This window comes from Microbacterium sp. 10L49 (assembly GCF_056395125.1).
In genome coordinates this window covers 913,313-933,501 of sequence record NZ_JBFTIW010000003.1, presented here as the reverse complement: position 1 = coordinate 933,501, position 20,189 = coordinate 913,313, and the positions used below count along the sequence as shown (strand labels likewise).

15 protein-coding genes are annotated in these 20,189 nt (G+C 70.9%); 3 read left to right on the top strand and 12 right to left on the bottom strand.

What is annotated here, in order from left to right:
• Nucleotides 1–184 precede the first annotated feature (184 nt).
• Together AC1DCT_RS12170 and AC1DCT_RS12165 are read left to right on the top strand one after the other, a co-directional pair.
• Complete coding sequence (locus AC1DCT_RS12170; RefSeq protein ID WP_477429448.1) at nt 185–1,114, top strand: hypothetical protein; 930 nt, start codon at nt 185–187, stop codon at nt 1,112–1,114.
• Nucleotides 1,115–1,118: 4 nt separating this feature from the next.
• Nucleotides 1,119–2,159 carry a Gfo/Idh/MocA family protein gene (locus AC1DCT_RS12165; protein ID WP_477429446.1) on the top strand — a complete coding sequence of 347 codons (1,041 nt, stop codon included), beginning with the start codon at nt 1,119–1,121 and terminating at the stop codon, nt 2,157–2,159.
• Nucleotides 2,160–2,230: 71 nt separating this feature from the next.
• Here AC1DCT_RS12165 and AC1DCT_RS12160 read toward each other — a convergent pair whose 3' ends face one another.
• The 5 genes from AC1DCT_RS12160 to AC1DCT_RS12140 form a co-directional block, all read right to left on the bottom strand.
• Nucleotides 2,231–3,178, bottom strand: a complete 948-nt coding sequence (locus AC1DCT_RS12160; protein WP_477429445.1) for a histidine phosphatase family protein — start codon at nt 3,176–3,178, stop codon at nt 2,231–2,233.
• Nucleotides 3,179–3,256: 78 nt separating this feature from the next.
• Nucleotides 3,257–5,914: a beta-glucosidase gene (locus AC1DCT_RS12155; protein WP_477429443.1), complete on the bottom strand. Its 2,658-nt coding sequence runs from the start codon at nt 5,912–5,914 to the stop codon at nt 3,257–3,259.
• A 275-nt stretch (nt 5,915–6,189) separates the two neighbouring features.
• Nucleotides 6,190–6,771, bottom strand: coding sequence for a TetR/AcrR family transcriptional regulator (locus AC1DCT_RS12150; protein WP_477429441.1), 582 nt, complete (start codon nt 6,769–6,771; stop codon nt 6,190–6,192).
• A 10-nt stretch (nt 6,772–6,781) separates the two neighbouring features.
• Complete coding sequence (locus tag AC1DCT_RS12145; protein WP_477429440.1) at nt 6,782–7,393, bottom strand: TetR/AcrR family transcriptional regulator; 612 nt, start codon at nt 7,391–7,393, stop codon at nt 6,782–6,784.
• 98 nt (nt 7,394–7,491) lie between these two features.
• A complete protein-coding gene (locus AC1DCT_RS12140) occupies nt 7,492–8,841 on the bottom strand; it encodes an MFS transporter (protein ID WP_477429438.1) in 1,350 nt (449 codons plus the stop codon).
• Between the two features lie 217 nt (nt 8,842–9,058).
• Between AC1DCT_RS12140 and AC1DCT_RS12135 the strand changes: the two genes are divergently transcribed.
• Entirely contained in the window at nt 9,059–11,281 is a 2,223-nt protein-coding gene (locus AC1DCT_RS12135; RefSeq protein ID WP_477429436.1) for a glycoside hydrolase family 3 C-terminal domain-containing protein, read from the top strand.
• Between the two features lie 65 nt (nt 11,282–11,346).
• Here AC1DCT_RS12135 and AC1DCT_RS12130 read toward each other — a convergent pair whose 3' ends face one another.
• The 7 genes from AC1DCT_RS12130 to AC1DCT_RS12100 all read right to left on the bottom strand — a co-directional run bounded on the left by AC1DCT_RS12130 (nt 11,347) and on the right by AC1DCT_RS12100 (nt 20,186).
• Nucleotides 11,347–13,512, bottom strand: a complete 2,166-nt coding sequence (locus AC1DCT_RS12130) for a CapA family protein (protein WP_477429434.1) — start codon at nt 13,510–13,512, stop codon at nt 11,347–11,349.
• Nucleotides 13,509–14,543, bottom strand: coding sequence for a D-alanine--D-alanine ligase family protein (locus tag AC1DCT_RS12125; RefSeq protein ID WP_477429433.1), 1,035 nt, complete (start codon nt 14,541–14,543; stop codon nt 13,509–13,511). Before AC1DCT_RS12125 ends, AC1DCT_RS12130 begins: the two co-directional genes overlap by 4 nt.
• Nucleotides 14,432–15,691 carry an alanine racemase gene (gene alr, locus AC1DCT_RS12120; RefSeq protein ID WP_477429432.1) on the bottom strand — a complete coding sequence of 420 codons (1,260 nt, stop codon included), beginning with the start codon at nt 15,689–15,691 and terminating at the stop codon, nt 14,432–14,434. The genes AC1DCT_RS12125 and alr overlap by 112 nt, the downstream gene beginning before the upstream one ends.
• A 157-nt stretch (nt 15,692–15,848) precedes the next feature.
• Entirely contained in the window at nt 15,849–17,354 is a 1,506-nt protein-coding gene (locus AC1DCT_RS12115) for a lipase maturation factor family protein (RefSeq protein WP_477429430.1), read from the bottom strand.
• 88 nt (nt 17,355–17,442) lie between these two features.
• The gene (locus AC1DCT_RS12110) at nt 17,443–17,826 is read right to left on the bottom strand and encodes a RidA family protein (RefSeq protein WP_440732917.1); all 384 of its coding nucleotides are present in this window, start codon (nt 17,824–17,826) and stop codon (nt 17,443–17,445) included.
• A 38-nt stretch (nt 17,827–17,864) separates the two neighbouring features.
• On the bottom strand, nt 17,865–18,596 hold the full coding sequence (locus AC1DCT_RS12105; RefSeq protein WP_441977523.1) for an IclR family transcriptional regulator: 732 nt from the start codon (nt 18,594–18,596) through the stop codon (nt 17,865–17,867).
• Nucleotides 18,597–18,599: 3 nt separating this feature from the next.
• Complete coding sequence (locus AC1DCT_RS12100; protein WP_441977524.1) at nt 18,600–20,186, bottom strand: N-acyl-D-amino-acid deacylase family protein; 1,587 nt, start codon at nt 20,184–20,186, stop codon at nt 18,600–18,602.
• Nucleotides 20,187–20,189: the final 3 nt, after the last annotated feature.

Here is a 20,189-nt window from a genome sequence, read left to right as displayed (position 1 = left end):
GGCGCGAGCGGCGCGAGCGGCGCGAGCGGCCGGCGATCGCGCATCCGTCCCAGAGCGCGGCTGCCGGCAGCGATTGCCCGGCGAGCACCCGTCTGACGGATGCGGCACGTCGCGACGCGCACCCGGCGGCGCTCGAAAAGCCCCGATGACGATACGGAGCGGGGCGCATAGGCTGAGGGGCATCATGCAGGAGTTCTGGGATGGTTTCTGGGAGTTCGCGAAGAACTATTGGTGGCTCGTGTTCCCGCTCATGGGCGTGGCCGGGGGCCTCGGCCGGCGGTGGCAGGTGCTGTCGCAGCAGCGCCACAAGCAGAAGCTGGAGAGACTGCGTCTGAAGGGCGAGATCAAGGCCGCCCAGCTCGCCGCCCGCGGCCAGATCGCCCCGCAGCTTTCGCCGCGTGCCGCCGCGCAGCAGCAGGCGAACTCCTCGAAGGAACTGCTCGAGCGCCTGTTCGCCGAGCATGACGGGATCACCGCCCGCTGGCTGGACTACGAGCTCGACGTCGCGAAGATGATCGCGTTCCCGGCGATGAGCGACGGACGCCAGCCCCTGACCGCGGCGTTCCTGCGGGCGAAGAAGATCGCCGATGCGCTGCGTCCGAGCTCGGCCGAGGCGAAGGTCACCGAGCAGCAGGTCACGGAGTACCTCGACGCGGTCGGCAACTACGCGGTCGCGTTCGAGATCGCGGAGAAGGACGCCCGCCGCCTGCGCGACTCCACCTTCACCGACGACGAGCGCAAGCGTCTCGAACGCGCGCAGCACATGCTCAAGGTCGCCGTCGACCAGTCCGCCACGCCCGCCGAACGACAGACGGCGTACCGCCGCGTACGCGAGGAGCTGGACGGACTCATCGACCTCTCGGACGCCGCGGTGGAGAACCTCGAGAAGAAGGTCGCGCTGCAGCTCGAACCGGGTCGCGCTCCCGAGCCGGTCGCCTCCGCGGACGCGGGGACCGAGACGGATCCGGCCGTGGTCTCGGCGCCGACCCCGCACGCGGACCCGAGCGCGCTGGCGGATCCAGTCCCCGTCGCGGATCCGATCCCGGCGCGCGATCCGCTCGCGGCTCCGGATCCCCTGCGTCAGGCCGCACCGCTGACGAACCCGGAGCGCTGAGCTCGTGACCGTCCGGGACGCGCCGCTGCGCGTCGGCCTCATCGGCGCGGGCGGGATCGCCGCATCGCACCTGGACGCCTGGCAGGCGCTCGGCGCGGAGTGCGTGATCTCCTCGCGCACCCGCCCCGAGGCCCTCGCCGCGCGGTTCGGCGTGGAGATCGCGGACGACGTGGACGCGCTCATCGACCGGGTCGACGTCGTCGGGATCCTCGCTCCCACGCCGACGCACCCCGACCTGGCTCTGCGCGCGATCGCCCGCGGCCGGCACGTGGTGTGCGAGAAGCCGCTCGCGGTGAGGGCTGCCGAGGCGCGGCGCATGGCCGGCGCCGCCGAGGCCGCGGGCGTGCGCCTGTTCCCCGCCCACGTCGTGAGGTACTTCGCGGCGTACCGGCGGATCCAGCAGCAGGTCGCCGCCGGCGGGATCGGCGCCCTGCGGTCGCTGCGGCTCAGCCGCTCAGGAGCGGGACCGACGGCGGGATGGTTCTACGACGAGGGCGAGGGCGGCGGGCTGATCCGCGACCTGCTCATCCACGACATCGATCAGGCGCTGTGGCTCGCCGGGCCTGTCGTCTCGGTCTCCGCGCGGCAGGATCCGCCGAGCGTCGACGGACGGTTCTCGGCACCGGTCACCGCTGTGGTCGAACTCACCCACGCGAGCGGCGCGACCACACGCATCGACGGCGGCTGGCTGGGTGAGGGCGCGCCGTTCCGCACCACGATCGCGGTGGTCGGCACCGAGGGGACGCTCGCGCACGACAGCGCCGCGGATGCCGTCACCGAGACCGCCGCGTCTGCGCCCGGTGACGCGGGGCCGGCTCCGTCGGTCGAGTCCGATGCCGACTACCTCCCGCCGCAGACCGAGGATCACCCGTACCGCGCCCAGATCGCCGACTTCGCCGACGCGATCCGCACGGGAGGGCAGGCCCGGGTGAACCCGGCCGACGGCATCGCCGCAGTCGCCGTCGTGGACGCGGCGTATGCGTCCGTCGCCGCGGGCGGTGCCAGATCCGCGTTTCCCCCCTCGCAGCGTGATTCCCTCCCCTGAGAGACGTCCATCAGAGGAGGGAATCACGCCCAGGGGAGGGAAACGCGCCGGGATCGCGCCCCTGCACGGGATCAGGGCTGCGGGTAGTACGCCTTGCTGCCGACGGGGCCGTCGATGGTGAAGGCCTCGTTCTTGTAGACGACCTTGGTCACGCCCAGGTTGGGCACGCCCGCGGGCGGCATCGCCGGGGTGGACCCGGTCGTGTCGCGCATGTCCGGAGCGCCTGCGAAGCAAGAGATCGACAGGCCGCTCGAGACCACGAACACCGTCCTTTCGTTCTTGTCCACGGCCTTCGCAGCGATCTCGGCGAGCGCGTCGGTCATGCGCGCGTCGACGTCGGTGCAGTCCTCCGCGGGCAGGCCGAGCTCGGGCGCGTCGGCGACGGCCTTGATGGCGGCCATCATCCCGTAGAGGCCGTGCTGGGAGATCGCGAGGCCCTGCATGGTCTGCCAGCCGCCGTTCTGGCCGTTCGCATCGGCCGGCGCGAGCGGGGGCGCGTCGTGATCGATCGTGTAGCCGAGGTACTCCACGGCCGCCGTCCACAGCTCCTTGTTCTCCTTGCCCTCGTACTTGCCGAAGTTCATCTCGCGCAGCCGGGCGTCCTGGGTCACGGTCAGCTTCGACTGGCCCGCGCCCTGGAGCGCGTAGGTCGCCGTCTCGAAATGGCGCTTGCCGTCGGCCGAATACGCGGCGGAGAAGGGGCCCACTGCGGCGCCGAGATTCGCACCGACGGCGACCGCGAGCGGGCGCCCCTCATCGAGCTTGCCGACGGGTGCCGTCGCGACGGGCTTCGTGCCGACGAGCAGGGGCGAATCCGACCAGCCCTGCACGGTGTCGGTCTGGTTGAGGATGGTGCGACCGTGCCTGGTGAGATAGATCGTGACGACGCGGTCGGCCTTGCTGTTGCCGGCCCCAACCGCGGTCGACGGCGACGCGGCGGCTGCCGAGACGGCGGTGAGGGTCGTCGCCGCGAGGAGTGCCGCGGTGACCGCCGCGACGCGGATGATGCTCTTCTTCATGGTGCTCTCCTTGATGAGATGAGGGATGAGGGGCTGACGGATCGGGGCGCGACGAGGCACCCGATCCTCGGCGGTCGTTCAGAAGGCGAGCGGCCCGCTCACACGGATGTCCCGCGACGACACCCCGACGCGGACCTCCGCCGGGCCCGTCGCCGGCGTCCAGCTGTGCGCGTCCACGTCGAAGTACGACACCGCCCGCCAGGGGATGCGCACCGTGACGCGCTCGGATCGGCCGGGCTCCAGGCGCACCTTCGCGAACCCTGCGAGCTGCTGCGGCGGCATCGGCACCGGCGCCGTGACGTCTCCCGCATAGACCTGGACGACGACGGATCCCGGGCGCGAGCCGGTGTTGCGCACCGTCACCGTCGCCGTGCCCGCATCGTCCCCGTCCGACGAGGCGACCACAAGATCCTCGATCTCCCAGGCCGTGTATCCCAGGCCGTGGCCGAACGGATACGCCGGTTCGAGATCGTGCGCGTCGAAGCCGCGATAGCCGACGAAGACCCCTTCGTCGTAGTGCACGCGTCCGTCGACCCCGGGATAGGTGCGGGCCTCACGGGCGGGCGTCTGGGAGAGGTCGACCGGCAGCGTCAACGGCAGCCGTCCGCCGGGCTCGACGGCGCCCGTGAGCACCCGCGCGAGCGCGTCGCCCTGCGCCTGACCGGGATACCACGCCTGCACCAGCGCGGCCGGATCCGCGCCCCAGCCGCCGATGTCGACGGGGGCTCCGGTCATCAGCACGACGATCGTGCGCGGGTTCGCCGCGAGCACCGCGCGGATGAGGTCGTTCTGGCCGCCGGGCAGCTGCATGCTCGGACGATCGTCAGCCTCCGCCTCGTAGCTGCGCGCGATGACGACGGCGACGTCGGCGGATGCCGCGGCCTCCGCGGCGCGGGCCGCATCGGGTGAGAGGACCCCCTCCGGCGGCACCCAGCCGAGCCGGAGCTTCGCCCCGAGCAGGAAACCCTGCGACGGGTGGTCGGCGGCGTAAGACATCCGGATCCGGTAGGCGCGACCGGCCTGCAACCGCACCACGACCTCGTCGATCGAGACGTCGGGCTGCCCGCCGTCGCCGCCCCACCCGTACGGCCTGGCCTCGTCCGGCACCGCTGCACTCTCATCCGCGGCGAGGTCGATCACGGCCTCAGCCTCGGCGGCGTGCTCGACGACCTCCGCCATCCCGGATCGTGCGACCACACGGCCGTCGAGCTCGAACGTGTACGAGCCGAGGCTGGTGATCACGAACCGGTAGGCGCCGGTGACCGGCACGGTCAGCGTGCCGGTGTACCGCGCCGACATCTGCGCGTTCAGCTCGGTGGGCAGCCTCTCGTATCGCGCCGACGCGGCGTTGAACCCGGGGAAGTTGTGGAAGCCGTGCAGCAGCTCGATCCGCCCGTCGATCCGGGACACCAGCGGATCCCCCTCGAACGACGGGTTCGCCCAGTACTCGGCCTGCAGACCGACCTCGCCCGATGGCGCGCGGAAGAAGCCGGAGTCGACGGGATCCGCCCCGGGCAGGAGCGCACCCGGGGTGACCGGGTCGCTGCCGTATTCGACGAGGATCTCGACGTCGTCACCCAGAGCGCGCCGCAGGCCCTCCGCGGGTGAGACGCCGCGCGTCGGCCTGACCTGCGAGCTGCCCCCGCCCTGCGCGCTCCAGGCGTCGACGTCCGGGCCGATCAGCGCCACGCGTCGTACGCCTCCGAGAGGCAGGATCCCGTCGTTGCGCAGCAGCACCATCGCGTCCTCGGCGATCGCCTGGGCGATGGCGTGGTGCTCGTCGACGGCGAAGTCCGCGATGCCGACCGGATTCTCCAGCTGCCCCATCCCGATCATCGGGCGCAGGATGTTGCGCACCTTCTCATCGATCACCGCTTCGGGCACGCGTCCGTCGTCCACCGCAGCGCGCAGCTGGCCGCCCCAGAAGCCCTCGTTCGGCTGCTCCTGGTCGAGCCCGGCGTTCGCCGCCTCCGTCGTGGAGTGGTTGGCGCCGTAGTCGCTCATGATCCAGCCGCGGAACCCGAAGTCGTCGCGCAGGATGTCGCGCAGGATCCGGGGATTCTCACACGCGAACTCGCCGTTGACGCGGTTGAACGATCCCATCATCGACGCGACGCCCCCGTCCCGGATGAGCGCCTCGAACGGCGGCAGATACAGCTCGCGCATGGTGCGCTCGTCGATCACCGCGTCCACGCTGGACCGATGGTCCTCCTGATTGTTGATCGCGTAGTGCTTGGCGCACGCCTGCACGCCCTGCTCCTGGATGGCGCGCACGAGCGCGACACCGATCTCCGACTGCAGGTGCGGATCCTCGCCGAACGACTCGAACGTGCGCCCGCCGATGGGCACCCGGGCGATGTCGACGGCCGGACCCAGCGAGACGTTGTGGTCGGTCGCGCGGCATTCCGCGCCGATGACCGCACCGTAGGCGGATGCCCGTGCCGGATCCCAGGTGGCGGCGAGGGCGATCGGCGCGGGCAGCGACGTAGCCTTGCCCTCGTGCACATCCCCTTTGTTGATCCGCACGCCGGCGGGCCCGTCCGCCATCTGGATGTTCGGGATGCCGAGCCGCTCCACGCCCTCGGCGTAGAAGCCGAAGTTCCAGTTCAGATCGCCCGTGACGAACGCGATCTTCTCGTCGAGCGACATCTGCGCGAGGAGCCCCTCGACGCGCTCGTCGGTGGCTGCACTGTCCCAATCTGCATTGGCCCAGGCGACGCCGGACTTCTCAGACATGAACCCTCCATCGGGCCTGTGCGCATCGCCTCGTTGCGATGTGCGAGTGGCACCGAGTCTGACGTCAATACCTAAACGAGTCAAGTATTCGATCAGGCAATCCCTAAGCGGCTAAAGTTTTTGGTCCTGCTCCGCCCGGATGAGCAACATGACCGCTCGCCGCGTCGCATGACGCGCGCGACGCATGCAGGATCATGCGACACCTGCAGGACCGGATCCCGGGATCCGTCGCGCATACGTCGCCGGGTCCTGCATCCGTCGCACGGAGGCTCGCGTCAGGCGGCGTGCGAGACCGCCACGATCCCGTCCCAGAGTCGGCGCAGGCGCGACACCATGTCGATCGTGTGGTCGTTGAGCCACTGCAGCTGCAGGCCGTCCGCGGCCGCCACCAGCAGGTCGACCGCGGCGGAGACGTCGACCGCGGGGCCGATCACGCCGGCGTCCTGGGCGCGCAGGATGACCCCGGAGAGGCCATCGCGCAGCCACGCGTACCGCTCGAGGAAGAACGCATGCGCCGGGTGCTCGGGGATGCTCGCCTCGGCGGAGAACTCGACGTACAGCCGCACCAGCCCTGGGACTTCGGCGTTATGGGCGATGACGGCGAAGAATCCCTCGATGGTCGGATCCGGTGCGAAGAACATTCCGTGATCGCGGATGTCCCGCGCGCGCAGCACCTCCTGGTACAGCTCCTCGCGCGACGCGAAGTGGTGCATGAGCCCGGCCTGGGTCAGGCCGACGCGCTCGGCGATCTCGCGGTTCGACGCCTTCCGGCAGCCCTTCGCAGCCACAACCTCGAGCGCGACGGAGAGGATCTCCTCGCGCTTGGCCGTCCCCTTGGCGTACGGGCCCCGCTTCACGAGTGCCAGACTACGTGTTCGCGCCCCGATCCTCCGCGCCGAAGGACGCCGCGCACAGCGCTCGCCACAGCTGCCGCAGACGTTCGGCCATGTCGATCTCGCGATCCAGCAGCCACTGCACCTGCAGCCCGTCGGCCGCGACGATCATCTGCTCGGCGATGATGGCGGCGCACGCATCCGGCCCCATCTGCCCCGACTCCTGCGCGATCCGCACATCCCCCATCAGCGCCTCCCGCAGCGCGGCGTACCTCTGCTGGAAGAAGCCGCGGGACGGATGCCGCGGGTCGCCCGCGACCTCGGCGGCGTACTCGGCGAACAGCTGGACCAGCCCCGGAACCTGCTGATTGTGCTCGATCACAGCGAGGAACCCGGCGATCCCGACAAGGGTGCGCGCATACACCGCCTCGTCGTGCTCATCGCGGGTCTGGATGATCGCGCAGAACAACTCGTCCCGGGAACGGAAGTGATGCATGAGCCCGGCCTGCGTGAGCCCCACCCGGCGGGCGATGTCGCCGATCAGGGCGCCCCGGCTGCCGTTCTCGGCGATCACGTCGAGCGCGGCCTCGAGGATCTCGGATCGCCGCAGCACCCCCTTGGCGTATGCGCCGCGCGACGTGCGCATCGACTCCGTCACCTCCACCCCCCTGCCTCGTCCCGCGCCAGGCTCCTGGCGGCGGAGAGCGGGCCGACGTCCGGCCCCGGCGGCCCGCTCTCCTTGCGCTATCTGACCTTCTTAATCGGGAAGATCACCACCGCCCCGATCAGTCCTGCGATCGCGCAGAGCGTGAACCACACCGTGTAGTTCGACCCGTTGGCGCCGCCCGTGGCCAACAGCACGAAGCCGCCGATCATCGGGGCGAGGGTCTGCGGCAGGGCGTTCGCGATGTTGAGCACGCCCAGGTCCTTGCCCGAGTCGTCCGGGTTGGGGAGCACGTCGATGACGAGCGCGAGATCGACCCCGACGTAGATGCCGTAAGCCGCTCCGAGGAAGAGCTCCAGGACGTAGTAGGACGGGATGTCCTGGACGAAGATCAGGGCGAAGGTTCCGACCGCGAAGAGCGCCGTCGCCACCCACACGAAGACCTTGCGCTTCCCGATCCGGTCGGAGAGCATGCCCGCGAGCCAGGCGGTGACGACCAGCGCGCCCGTGTACACCAGCGTGGTGTTGGCGATCAGGAGACCGATCTCCTTCTCCGGCACCTTGAGGTGGTTGATCAGGTACCCGAAGCGGAACGCAGTGAACCCGAAGGAGGCGAACGTGATCAGGAACCGCGACCACCAGGCCAGTGCGAAGTCCGGCTCCTTGACGGGGCTGACCCAGATGGTCTGGAGGATCTCGCCGAACGTCATCCGCGGAGGCTTCACGGGCAGCACCTTGTCCGGCAGGACGAAGGCGAACACGATCATCGCGCCGATCGCAAGGATCGACGGGATCACGAAGACGATGAAGAGGTTGGCCGAGAACCAGCCGGCGACGTAGACGCCGCCGACGATGCCGGCGTTCTGCGCGATGCCCAGGGCTGCGGTGATCTTTCCCCGCTGGAACTTCGGGACCTGATCCGCCAGGGTCGCGACGAACGGTGCGAGCGTCATGTTCGCGCCGAGTTGCGCGATTGCCCAGCCGACGGTCGCGATCAGCAGAGACGTGCCCGTCGCCATGAAGACGAACCCGATCGTCATGATGATCGTGCCGAGCACGATCCAGATCCGGCGTCGGCCCCATCGACTGGTCGTGCGGTCGGAGACGCGGCCGAAGATGACATTGGCCAGGGTGGCGAAGAGGGCGCCCACGCCGCCGAGGATCGCCTGGGCGGAGTTCAGTCCGGCGCCCGTGTTCTCCACTGCACCGGTGTGCTGGAGCTCGAGGATCTTCAGGCCGATTCCGACGATCGCGGGGCCGAGCAGCGCCACGAAGAAGATGAACTGCGCGACGATCAGCCAGAAGACGAAGCTCTTCTTCGCAGGCTCGGTCGGCTCGGAGAACCAATGGTGCTCATGCGAGCCGATCGTCCGGCTCGCCGCCGTCATCCCGGATGGATTGCCCGCAGCGGAACCGCTGACAGAACTCATACCTGCCTCCTTTGGCCGGTCGAGGAGGAGAGCGGACGCCACATTGCGCCGCCAGGGAGCTCCGGCCCTCGTGCGTGAAAACCTATCCTTTTCAGGTTTCCGTCGCAAGAAGATTTCGGACCAGGGAAAGCCGTCACGGATGTCGAGGCGAACCTTGTCGACAAAAACCTGCCCCGTTATGGTTTCCCCCATGAACCCCGACGACAGGGAGCCCGTGATGACGGAACCGAAGGGCCTGCGCGCGGCAGACCTCACCCTCGAGGAGAAGGCTGCGCTCACGAGCGGAGCCGACTTCTGGACCACGAAGGCGATCGATCGGGTCGGGGTCCCCTCGATCATGCTGACCGATGGCCCGCACGGTCTCCGCAAACAGGCCACGGGCAATGACCATCTCGGCCTTGCCGGATCCGTGCCCGCGACCTGCTTCCCGCCGGCCGTCGGCCTGAGTGCGACGTTCGATCCCGAGCTCGCGGAGCGCGTGGGCGTCGCGCTCGGCGTCGAGTCCGCCATCGAGGATGTCGCGGTCATCCTCGGCCCCGGCATCAACATCAAGCGCTCGCCGCTGTGCGGCCGCAACTTCGAGTACATGTCGGAGGATCCGATCGTCTCGGGCGCCATGGGCGCGGGCCTGGTGAAGGGGATCCAGTCCCAGGGCGTCGGCTCATCGCTCAAGCACTTCGCGGCGAACAACCAGGAGACCGACCGCCTGCGGGTCTCCAGTGACGTGGATCCGCGACCGCTGCGTGAGATCTACCTGCGTGGCTTCGAGCGCGTGGTGCGCGACGCCCAGCCCTGGACGGTGATGTGCTCCTACAACCGGATCAACGGCGTCTACGCCTCGGAGGATCCATGGCTGCTCACGCAGGTGCTGCGCGAGGAGTGGGGGTTCGACGGCATCGTGGTCTCGGACTGGGGCGCGGTGAACGACCGGGTCGCCGGGCTCGTCGCGGGCATGGATCTGGAGATGCCGTCCAGCGGAGGCCGCACGGACGCCGAGCTCGTCGCCGCCGTGCGCGACGGCCGTCTGGACGAGCGCGATCTCGACGCCGTCGCAGATCGCCTGCTGGAGCTCGCGCGGAAGGCTCAGGCCCGAGCCGCGGCCACAGGTCCGCTCGATGTGGACGCGCACCATGCGCTGGCACGCGAGGTCGCCGGCCGCGCGATCGTCCTGCTCAAGAACGAGGGGACGCTGCCGCTGCCGCGCAACGCCCGGCTCGCAGTGATCGGCGAGTTCGCGCGCACGCCGCGGTTCCAGGGCGCCGGATCCTCGCAGATCAACCCGACTCGGGTCGACGCCGCACTCGACGCGATCCGCGCGGTCGCCGGAGACGTGCCGTTCGCGGCCGGCTTCGACATCACGCCCGAGGGCGTGTCCGAGGCGGAGACCGCGCGGCTGCGCGATGAGGCCGTATCCGTCGCCCGCGACGCGGGCACGGTGCTGCTGTTCCTCGGCGTGCCCTCGCACGAGGAGTCGGAGGGATACGACCGCGAGCACATCGATCTTCCCGCCGCGCAGCTCGACCTCCTCGATGCGATCGTCGAGGTCAACTCCGAGGTGGTCGTCGTGCTCTCGAACGGCGGCGTGGTCGCGCTGCCTTTCGAGAGCAAGGTGCCCGCGATCCTCGAGGCATGGCTGCTCGGCCAGGCCGGCGGGTCCGCCACGGCGGACGTGCTGTTCGGCGACGTGAACCCCTCGGGCCGGCTCGCGGAGACGATCCCGCTGCGCCTCGAGGACACCCCCGCGTACGGGAGCTTCCCGGGCGAGCACGGCCACGTGCGCTACGGCGAAGGCCTTCTCGTGGGCTACCGCTGGTACGACGAGAAGCACCTCGCGGTGCGATACCCCTTCGGTCACGGCCTCTCTTACACGACATTCGCGTACGGCGAGGCGGTCGCCGCGGTGCGCGAGGACGGCGACATCGTCGTGGTCGTGCCGGTCACGAACACGGGCCGTTCGGCCGGCCGCGAGGTGGTCCAGGCGTACACGTCGCTGCCCGGTTCGGACGTGCAGCGCCCGCCGCACGAGCTGAAGGCGTTCGCATCCGTGCAGCTCGCCCCGGGCGAGACGGCACCGGTGACGCTGCGGATCCGCCGGTCGGAGCTCGCGTACTGGGACATCCGGGTGGACCGCTGGATCGTGGAGGGCGGCACCTACGTCATCGACGTGGGCGCCTCGAGCCGAGACCTGCGGACGTCGACCGCCGTCGCCGTCGACGGCGATGAGGTGGTGCTGCCGGCGTCGCTGAACTCCTCCTTCGACGAGCTGCTGCTCGACCCCGTCGTCGGATCCGACCTGCGCGCGATGATCGAGGAGCGCTACGGGACCGGGGAGAACCAGCTGCTGAAGATGCTCGGCAACTTCCCCGTCGGCCGCCTCGACGGCTTCCCGCTCCCGCGGGCCGACATGGTCGAACTCGTGGAGCGCGCGCAGCGCGGCTGACGCGGCGGGCCGGCGGGCCGGCGGCTGACACGGGCGCGCGGCTGGCGCCCGCCGGTCCCGCACGCCTAGGGCACGGTGATCGTGCCGCCCGAGCCGATCTTCGCCGCGTTCGCCCCGAAGTCCCGGCGCCCGCGCTGATCGATGAGCTGCGCCGCGCCGTCGGCGGGGTCGGGCGACGGGATGCCGTCGGCGTAGTCGAACCGGACCGAACGCACCTGTCCGGCCACCACGGTCCCATCCGCCCGCAGCCGGACCGAGAGATACGCTCCGTACCGCGTCGCCGGATCCTTGCCGAACACGCCCCCGCCGCCGAAGTTGCCGAGGCTGTAGGCGATGAGGCGGCCGCGGTACCACTCCATCCCGCGGAGCACATGAGGGCCGTGACCGAGGACGAGGTCGGCGCCGGCGTCGATCGCCGCATGCGAGAAGGCGATCGGATCCCCCCGATCCTCGCCGTACATCGACTCGGTACCCGGGGTGACCGCGTCGGCGTTCGGCCCCTCGGCCCCCATGTGCGCCTGCACGATCACGACGTCGGCCCGCGCGGCAGCGGTGCGGACGACCGCGCGCACATGTCGCAGGTCGGTGACGCGGTTGAAGTCCTCGTAGGGCGCGAAGCCGATCATCGCCACGGTGACGTCGCCGATCCGCGAGTAGACGATCTCGTCGCGATCACCCACGGCGCGGATCCCGGCCGCGGCCAGACTCGCCCGGGTGTCGTCGTAGCCGGTCTGCCCGAAGTCCCGGCTGTGGTTGTTCGCGAGGTTGAGGATGTCGAACCCGGCGAGGCCGGCGACCGAGGCAGGGTCGCTGCGGAAGGCGAGGCAGTCCGGATCCTTCCCGCATTTGTCGTGCCCCGTGTCGGGCGAGATCGCCTGTTCGAGGTTCCCGGTCACGATGTCCTCCGTGAACCACGGGCGCACCCGGTCGAAGTGGCCGGCCCCGCCGTCGGAGGGTGCGGAGCGGCTGGCGTCGTAGAGCAGGATGTCTCCGGTCGCGCCGATGCTCACCTCGCCGCCGCGCTGCGCGGACTGGTACGGGATCGTGGAAGGAGGAGCGGGCAGCGCCGCCGCCCCGGTCGCGACGATGCCGACGGCCACGAGCCCCAGCACCGCCACAGCTGTGCGCCACGGGACGCGAGACCGGGAGGGCGACTCCGCGGCTCGGGGCCCGGAACGGCGCCTCGCGGAGAGGCGTCGCACGGGCAGGTCGAACAGCCATGACAGCCTCTCCCGCGTGATCAGGGCGCCGATCCCGACGCTGACGGCGATGACCGCGGCGGTGAGGACGATGGGCAGCAGGACGGCTGCGGCCAACTGCATCGGCCGGCCGGCGTCCGACACCGGTTGCGCCACGAGGGCATCGGCGAGCGCGAGCACCGGCATGTGGATCACGTAGATCTTCAGCGTGCTCCTGCCGAGCCGGGCCAGGCCTTGACCGAGCCGGGGCACCGTCGCCAGCAGCGGAGCCACGGCGATCCCCGCCCCGACGCCGAGGAGGGCGACCGCCGGCCACACCCCGGGGATCTGCTCCGTCCCGGTCACCCGCACCACCGCGAAGGCGCCCAGGTAGAGCACCACGGATGCGGTCGCGAGCAGAGCGCGCGGGCGGGCCGCGAGACCGATGATCCGCTGCGAGAACGTGGTGCCGATGAGGAAGTAGAGCAGGTTGGCGAGCAGCGATCCGCGGTTGCTGACGATGTCGATGAGCCCCGCACCCACGGCGGTCGTCAGTGCGGCCGCGGCGGCCAGAGGGATCCAGGACGGCAGACGGCGCAACCCCTTCGCGACGAGGAAGTAGAGCGCGAGTGCGTAGAGGTACCAGGCGTTCGGCGGGCTGATCGTGATCGCCTCGACGAACTCCGCGATGGATCGCGGGACCAGGGTCGGGAAGTCGGGGAACGCCCACATCGTCGCGATGTGGATGAGGGTCCAGAGCAGGTAGAGGTACAGGAAGCGCACGACTCGCCCGCGGAAGACCGCCGCCCACGGCCGGGCGACGGCGTTCGCCGCGAAGCAACCGGAGATGAGGAAGAACAGGGGCATCCGCATCGGGTAGGCGATGTCGGAGATGAGCCCCCACACGCCGGGGATGGGGATCCCGAGCCTCCAGTCGATCGTGAGGTAGCTCTTCATCACGACGTGCCAGAACACGACGAGGACGATCAGCAGCCCCTTGGCGGTGTCCGCCCAGGCCAGCCGGGGCGTGGGGGACGCTCCACCGACCGTCACGTGGCGGATCCGGACTCGCTCGGCGCTGCACCGGAACGCCGCTCCTCACCCTGAACCTCCTCCTGCGGGGCCGGCGGCAGCACGGCGTCCAGGAGCTCTGCGATCAACCCGGTGTAGTCGAGCCCCGTCGCCGCGTACATCAGCGGCACCTGGGAGCGCTCGGTCATGCCCGGTGTCGTGTTCACCTCGTTGAGCACCGGGCCGGCGGCGGTCACGAAGAAGTCGAAGCGGGCGACCCCGGCGCACCCCAGCGCATCGTAGAGCCGGGTCGCTGCCGCGCGGACGGCCGCCTCGTCGGCGTCGTCGATCGGGGCCGGCACCGTGAATCGTGCGCTGCCGTCGTACTTCTCCGTCGCCCCGAACACGTCGCCGGGCGCCACCGAGATCTCGAGCGTGGCGCCGACACGCAGCGCGCCGCGCCGGTCGCGGAAGACGGCGATGTCGACCTCCCGGCCGGTGACGTACTCCTCGATCAGCACCGGATCCCCGAACGCCCTCGCGCGATCGACGGCGTCCGCGAGACCGGCGACGTCGGGGACCACGAAGACCCCGTTGCTGGATCCGCCGCTCGCCGGCTTGACGACGAAGGGGGGCGTCAGGCCGGTAGCCATCACTTCGGATCCGGATCCGACCAGACGCGCGTTCGCCGTCGCGATCCCGAGCGACGCCGCGATCAGCTTCGTGGCGTGCTTGTCCATCCCCAGGGCGCCCGCCCGCACCGGGGAGCCCGCGAAGGGGACTCCGCAGAGCTCGAGCAGCCCCGCGATCGTGCCGTCCTCGCCCCTTTCGCCGTGCAGCACGGGGAACGCGACGTCGCAGCCTGTGAGGAGCTCGACCGCGCGATGGGCGGGCAGCGCGACGTCCTGATCGTCCCGCCAGGTGCCGTCCTCGCCGATGGTGAGCGGGACCGCGATGTGCCTCAGCGCGCGGACAGCTCGCGTGACGCCGGCCGCGGACGCGAGGGAGACCGGGTGCTCGTCGTTCGCGCCGCCGCCGATGACGGCGATCCGACGAGGGGTGTGCTGAGGCATGCGATGTCTCCTGAGAGTTCGGGCGATCGGGTGGTCGACGTGTCGAGGGCGTGTGGGATCCGAGACGTCCGCGCGCCGACCGCGGTGACGATCTCGTGCTCGATGGTGTGCGACCATGCCGCCCATTCCGCGACGGTCGGCTCGCCGTCCCGGCCGGGGCCGAAGATCGTCACGCGCTCGCCCGGCCGCAGCAGCGTCTCGCCGGTGTCGACGACGACCATGTCCATCGAGAACCTGCCCACCAGCGGGCGCCGCTGGCCGCGCACCAGCACCTCGGCCCGCCCCGATGCCGCCCGCGGCAGTCCGTCGGCGTATCCGAGGGGCAGCAGCGCCAGACCGGTGCGAGCGGGGGTGACGAAATCGTGGCCGTATCCGACGCCGGTGCCCGCCGGCACCTCACGGGCGGACACGACGGTCGAGGTGAGGCTCAGGGCCGGCCGCAGATCATCGGTCGCGCGGGACGGATCGATGCCGAACAGTCCGGCGCCGACGCGATGCAGGTCGTATCCGGCTGCAGTGCCGGTGAGCGTCGCCGCCGTGGCGGCGAGGTGCAGGAGGTGCGGGCGCAGTCCGCGTCGACGGGCGCTGCGGATCGCGTTCTCGAAGACCAGGCGGTCGCGTACGTTCTGGCCGCTCTCCGGATCATCGGCGCAGGACATGTGCCCCATCACGCCCACCACGCGCAGGGCACCCGTCGCCTCCTGCTCGCATGCGAGCGCGCACAGCGTGGCCCAGTCCCGCGGCGGACAGCCGTCACGGCCCGTGCCGACGTCGACGTGCAGGTGCACCCGGGCTGCGGTTCCCGTCGCCCGCGCCGCCCCGGCGATCGCATAGAGCAGCTCGAGGTTCGGCACGGCGAGATCGATGCGCGCACGCAGCGCCGTCTCGAAGTCGGCGTCCGGCGTGTTGAGCCAGCTCAGGATCGGAGCGCCGATGCCCGCCTGCCGCAGTGCGAGCGCCTCGTCGATGCTGGTCACGCCGATCGAGCCCGCGCCCGCCTCGAGCACCGCGGAGGCGACGTCCCCGTGTCCGAACGCGTCCGCCTTGAGGACCGCCATCAGCCGTCCCCCGGTCAGGGCGTGGAATCGCGCGGTGTTCTCGCGGAGCGCGTCCTCATGGACGACGAGTTCCGAAGCTGGCGATGGCATGGGATCGAGTCAAGCGAGCGCCGGGTTGCCGGGGCGTATCCGGTTCTCGATATGCGGACGATATATGTCGCCGCCGCTGCGCAGGCGACGGGAGTCGACGCCACCCGCGTCAGGGGTTGCCGCGCAGGGAGCAACGCCGCGTTCGGCATAGCGGCGGCTACATCGAACCGTCGTCGTCGCCCAGCGACAGCGGCCGCACCACCACCCGGCGGCGATCGCGGATCCATACCTGGCCGCTCTCCCGGCGCTGTGCGCGGGTCGTGAACCGGTAGCGGTAGGCGACGGCGCGCACCTGCGCCGGGCGCGCCCCGCCGAACGGGTCGTGTCGCAGCAGCCGCAGCGTGGGCGCGTCGGCCTCGAGCAGTCGCACGAGAAGCATCGCGAACCAGTCCTCGTACATCCGCCCCAGCGGCAGGAACCACATCAGCCAGTCGAGGCGCAGGTGGTACGGCGCGAACTGTCGGGGGATCCGGTGCAGATCGCCGGGCTTGCCCTTGAAGCCGTACTCGCGCCATTCGCCCGCGAGCGGATCCGGATCCGCGTCGGGCAGCAGCGTGCCCTCGACCACGATCTCGATCCGCTCCTTGGTCACCGTGCCGAAGGCACCGTAGGCGTTCGCGAGCTGCCAGCGGTTGAACGACGCGTTCATGGCCTGGCTGCGCGAGAACAGGTTGCGCACCGCGGGCACCGAGAGCCAGACGTAGAGCACACCGACCACCGAGGTGACCGCGAACCACGGCAGCGACAGGCCGTCGATCACCCACGGCAGTGCGGTCTCCGCGCGGTGCGGCATGCCGAGCGGGATCCCGATCGCGGAGAACGCGATCACGACGGTCGCCCAGTTCAGCCAGGCGAAGTTGCCCGTCACGATGAGCCAGAGCTGGGTCGCGATGACGATCCCCGCGCCGACCGCTCCGATGAGGGCAGGGACAGCACCGGGGATCCACAGTCCGAGGATCGGCGCGAGCAGGAGCCACGGTGCACCGAGCTGCGCGATGTGGTTGCCCACCGCTTCGAGCCGGTGGAACCAGGACGGCAGCAGATGCGCCTGGCGACTGAACGGGCCCGGCATGGGCTGGGTCTCGTGGTGGTACATGAGTGCGGTGAGGTCGCGCCACTCGCGACCGCCGCGGATCTTGATCATGCCCGCGCCGAACTCGAGCCGGATCACGAGCCACCAGAACAGCATGATGACCACGGTCGGCGGCGGCTGGGAGCCGGATCCGAGGAACGCGGCGAGGAACCCGGCCTCGAGCAGCAGCATCTCCCAGCCGAAGCCGTAGAAGGTCTGCCCGATCGACGAGATCGACATGTACCCGAGCCACAGCAGCAGGAAGCTCACCATCGGCACCCACGGCGGCGCGAGCTGCGGGATCCCCGCCACGAGCGCGGCGGAGACGATGACGCCCGCGATGCAGAGCGCCAGGAGCCGCCGGTCCGTGTAGCGGACGCGCAGGAACAGCGTCGGGCGCAGGAGTCGGCGGGCGCGCGGCGAGGATCCGGCCCAGGCGAGCAACTCGGGCGCCGGAAGCAGGCCGTGCTCGCCCAGCAGCGCACGGAACTGGTTCAGCGTGCTGACGAACGCGACCAGGTAGAGCGCCGCGATGCCTCGCTGGAGCACCTCTCGCGCGAAGCCGAAGTCGACCGCCGCGAAGCCGTCCATGATCACAGATTAGGGGCCGCCGCGGCCGCACGGCAGGGGCCTTGACAGCCGGATGCCGCTCACGGGCGACATCCGGCTGTCCGCCGTCTCAGGCCTGGGGCAGGGCGGCGACCACGTCGATCTCGACGAGGATGTTCGCCAGCTGCGAGCCCACCGTGGTGCGCACGGGGTACGGAGCCGTGAAGAACTCCTGGTACGCCTCGTTGAACTCGGCGAAGTCGGCGAGGTCCTGCAGGTGCACCGTCGACTTCACCACGTCGTCCATGGTCAGTCCGTGCTCCGCGAGCACCTTCTGGATGTTCCGCAGCACCTGGCGGGTCTGGTCGCCCACGTTGTCGGCGATGGCGTTGTCGTTCGCGGCATCCTGCGGGCCGAAGCCGGCCGTGTACAGGAATCCGTTCGCGACGACGCCGTGGCTGTAGGGGCCGGCGGGGGCGGGGGCGCCTTCGGCGTAGAACCCGGTCTTGGGCATCTTCTTCTCCTTCTTCTCGGATGGTTCTGGTGTTCGGTTCATCCCAGCTGGTGGGAGATCTCTGCCGCGGTCTCACGCAGCATCGGCACGCGCTGCTCGAGCTGCTCGCGACTATGGGCGGCGCGCAACGCCGTGAGCGACAGCGCGCCGACGACGCCGGCGGATGTCACGATCGGCACCGCGACGCAGCCGACGAAGTCCTCGAACTCGGCGTCGTCGAACGCCCAGCCGCGTCGTGCGGTGAGGGCGAGGTCGGCATCGAGGGCGGCACGGCTGGTCAGGGTGCGGGCGGTGTGCGGATGCCAGTCGCATCCGGCGAGCACGGCGTCGCGGCGGTCGGTCGGCAACTCGGCGAGCACTGCCTTGCCGATACCGCTGCAGTACGGCAGCACCGAAGCGCCGACGCGGGAGTACATCCGCACGCCGGCGGCGTCCTCGACCTTGTCGACGTAGACGATCTCGTCGCCGATCAGCGCGCCGACGTGCACGGTGTTGCCCACGATGCGGTGCAGCCGGCGCACCTGCGCGAAGGCGGCGCCGCGCAGGTCGAGCTGTTCGAGCGCGGCCCCGCCGAGCACGGCGAGCTGCATGCCCAGCGCGTAGCGTCCGTCCGCCTGCTTCCGCACGAAAGCGACCTGCTCCAAGCTCTGCAGCTCGCGGAACATGGTGGTGCGGTGGATGCCGAACTCCGCGGCGAGCTCGGCCACCGACGAGGGCCCGCCGGTGAGCGACGCAAGGATGCCGGCGGCACGGGTGACACTCTGCGACATGGGTCAGGCACCTCCCCTGCGCAGGCCTCGGCCGGGGAGCGCCCCGGTCAGCTCGCCCCCGGCGAGCACGCGGACGCCGGCGACGAAGACGTCGTCGATGCCGACGGCGGGCTCGCGCGGGTTCTCATAGGTGGATCCGTCGGCCACGACCTCGGGATCGACGAGCAGCAGGTCGGCGATCGCGCCCGCCTCGACGACGCCGCGGCGGTCGAGGCCGAAGCGCCGTGCGGGCTGGGCGGAGAGGTGGTGCACAGCGTCCGCCCACGACCACGTGCCGAGCTCGCGCACGAACTCGCGCAGGTAGCGGGCGAACGATCCCGCGGCACGGGGATGCGGGTGCGCGCCGATGAAGATGCCGTCCGATCCGCCGATATGGCCGGGATGCGCGAAGATGCGCGCCAGCTCGGTGGCCGGCCGCGGATTGCGCACGGCCATGACGGCACTGCTCTCCATGCGCGATGCCGCGAGCAGGTCGAGGGCGAAGTCCATCGGATCCTGGGCCGCGCGGGCGGATGCCGCGCGCAGGGTCAGGCCGTGCGCCCAGGCGTACTCGGATGCGGCGATGTGCGCGAGCGTGATCATGTCGGGCCAGTCCGGTCCCAGACTCGGGCTGTTCGAGGCGCGCTCGATGCACGCCGTGCGCAGGGCGTCGCGCCCCTCGGGGTCGCCGATGCGGGCGACGGCCTCGTCGGCGGGAAGCGCCGAGACCTCCGGCGGCAGCAGGGGCATGCCCAGCAGCGTGCAGCCGCGGATGTACGGGTACGCGTCGAAGGTGGCGTCGACGCCGGCCTCGGCGAGCGCGTCGAGCTGAGACAGCACGATGTCGGCGTCGGCGTGCAGGTGCGACACGTGCACGGGCAGCGGCGCCCCGGCACCCCGGGCGGCGCGGCGCGAGATCTCGGCCATCTCGGTGATCCCGGCCGCCGTGTTGGCCTCGTATCCGCCGCGCATGTGGCTGACGTACACGCCGCCGGCCGCGGCCACCGGCACGCACAGCGCGGCGATCTCGTCGGCGTCCTGGAAGATGCCGGGCACGTAATCGAGCCCGGTCGAGAGACCCAGCGCCCCATCGGCCATGCCCTGCGCCACGAGCTCGACCATGCGGGCGCGCTCGGCGTCGGCGGCGGGGCCGGTGCGTCGGCCGCACACCTCGAAGCGCACGGTGCCGGCGGGCACCAGGTACGCGGCGTTGAGGGCGGAAGCTCCGTCGACCACCGCCAGCAGCTCGGCGACTCCGCCTCCACGGTAGGCCGGGTGCGGTCCGTTGATCGCGGCGAAGTAGCCGGTCGCGTACGCGCCATCGCCAGGGGCGTAGGAGACGCCATCCTGTCCGCCGATGATCGTGGTCACCCCCTGGCGCAGCAGCGCCCGGGTGACCTCGGGCTCGCGGAGCAGGCCGTCGGCGTGCGAGTGCGCGTCGACGAAGCCGGGCAGGACGAGCCGCCCGGACGCGTCGATCACGAGGTCGCCGTCGCGCGCCTCGACCTCGCCGACCCGGGCGATCACCGCGCCGTCGAGGGCGACGTCGGCGCGCGCGGTGCCGGACGGCGTGACCACCGAACCACCGCGCAGAACTGTACGACCGGACATGGC